Source organism: Acidovorax sp. GW101-11A03 (assembly GCF_059424825.1).
In genome coordinates, this window is the sequence record NZ_JBWKZU010000104.1 from 2,501 (window position 1) to 5,000 (window position 2,500).

1 rRNA gene (only partly in view) is annotated in these 2,500 nt (G+C 50.0%); it reads left to right on the forward strand.

The features are described from left to right. Nucleotides 1-178 precede the first annotated feature (178 nt). Nucleotides 179-2,500, forward strand: a 23S ribosomal RNA gene (locus AC07Z7_RS24130) (it continues 557 nt past the right edge of the window).

Genomic DNA, 2,500 nt, shown 5'->3' on the forward strand with positions numbered 1-2,500 from the left:
TCAATGAGCGAACGTGATTGCGAAAGCGATTGCGAAGTAATTTGAACTCAGTAATGACGAATGTTTCTTGATAGTGATATCGAGGAATTATTCACATTACGGCATAACGCGCCAGGTGAAAGACCTGGCAAGTCCTTGAGATGATGGCGATATCTTGAAAGAGATGTCAAAGTTATAGGGTCAAGTGACTAAGAGCATGTGGTGGATGCCTTGGCGATTACAGGCGACGAAAGACGTGATAGCCTGCGATAAGCTTCGGGGAGCTGGCAAATAAGCTTTGATCCGGAGATTTCTGAATGGGGAAACCCACCTCGCAAGAGGTATCGCATGATGAATACATAGTCATGCGAGGCGAACCGGGTGAACTGAAACATCTCAGTAGCTCGAGGAAAAGACATCAACCGAGATTCCGAAAGTAGTGGCGAGCGAAATCGGAAGAGCCTTCTAGTGATAGCACGACTGTTAGCAAAACGGGATGGAAAGCCCGGCCATAGCAGGTGATAGCCCTGTATGCGAAAACAGACGTGTGGTACTAAGTTAGAGAAAAGTAGGGCGGGACACGAGAAATCCTGTCTGAATATGGGGGGACCATCCTCCAAGGCTAAATACTCGTAATCGACCGATAGTGAACCAGTACCGTGAGGGAAAGGCGAAAAGAACCCCGGGAGGGGAGTGAAATAGATCCTGAAACCGCATGCTTACAAAAAGTAGGAGCCCGCAAGGGTGACTGCGTACCTTTTGTATAATGGGTCAGCGACTTACATTCAGTGGCAAGGTTAACCGAATAGGGAAGCCGTAGAGAAATCGAGTCCGAATAGGGCGAATCAGTCGCTGGGTGTAGACCCGAAACCAAGTGATCTATCCATGGCCAGGATGAAGGTGCCGTAACAGGTACTGGAGGTCCGAACCCACTAGTGTTGCAAAACTAGGGGATGAGCTGTGGATAGGGGTGAAAGGCTAAACAAACTTGGAAATAGCTGGTTCTCTCCGAAAACTATTTAGGTAGTGCCTCAAGTATTACCTGCGGGGGTAGAGCACTGTTTAGGCTAGGGGGTCATGGCGACTTACCAAACCTATGCAAACTCCGAATACCGCAGAGTACAGCTTGGGAGACAGAGCACCGGGTGCTAACGTCCGGACTCAAGAGGGAAACAACCCAGACCGCCAGCTAAGGTCCCTAAAATTGGCTAAGTGGGAAACGAAGTGGGAAGGCTAAAACAGTCAGGATGTTGGCTTAGAAGCAGCCATCATTTAAAGAAAGCGTAATAGCTCACTGATCGAGTCGTCCTGCGCGGAAGATGTAACGGGGCTAAGCCAGTTACCGAAGCTGCGGATTTGCAATTTATTGCAAGTGGTAGGAGAGCGTTCTGTAGGCCTGTGAAGGTGTCTGGTAACGGATGCTGGAGGTATCAGAAGTGCGAATGCTGACATGAGTAGCGTTAAAGGGGGTGAAAAGCCCCCTCGCCGTAAGCGCAAGGTTTTCTACGCAACGTTCATCGGCGTAGAGTGAGTCGGCCCCTAAGGCGAGGCAGAGATGCGTAGCTGATGGGAAACAGGTCAATATTCCTGTACCGATCAATAGTGCGATGTGGGGACGGAGAAGGTTAGCTCAGCCAACTGTTGGATATGTTGGTTCAAGCCTGTAGTCGTGCCTGGTAGGCAAATCCGCCGGGCTTAGATGAGGGGTGATAACGAGTCTGCTTGCAGACGAAGTGAGTGATACCCTGCTTCCAGGAAAAGCCACTAAGCTTCAGCTATTGACGACCGTACCGCAAACCGACACTGGTGCGCGAGATGAGTATTCTAAGGCGCTTGAGAGAACTCAGGAGAAGGAACTCGGCAAATTGATACCGTAACTTCGGGAGAAGGTATGCCCCAAGTAGGTGAACTCGTACAGAGGGAGCCCAACGGGGTTGCAAAAAATCGGTGGCTGCGACTGTTTAATAAAAACACAGCACTCTGCAAACACGAAAGTGGACGTATAGGGTGTGACGCCTGCCCGGTGCTGGAAGATTAAATGATGGGGTGCAAGCTCTTGATTGAAGTCCCAGTAAACGGCGGCCGTAACTATAACGGTCCTAAGGTAGCGAAATTCCTTGTCGGGTAAGTTCCGACCTGCACGAATGGCGTAACGATGGCCACACTGTCTCCTCCTGAGACTCAGCGAAGTTGAAATGTTTGTGATGATGCAATCTCCCCGCGGAAAGACGGAAAGACCCCATGAACCTTTACTGTAGCTTTGTATTGGACTTTGAACAGATCTGTGTAGGATAGGTGGGAGGCTTTGAAGTGAGGTCGCTAGATCTCATGGAGCCAACGTTGAAATACCACCCTGGTGTGTTTGAGGTTCTAACCTAGGTCCATTATCTGGATCGGGGACAGTGCATGGTAGGCAGTTTGACTGGGGCGGTCTCCTCCCAAAGCGTAACGGAGGAGTTCGAAGGTACGCTAGTTACGGTCGGACATCGTGACGATAGTGCAATGGCATAAGCGTGCTTAA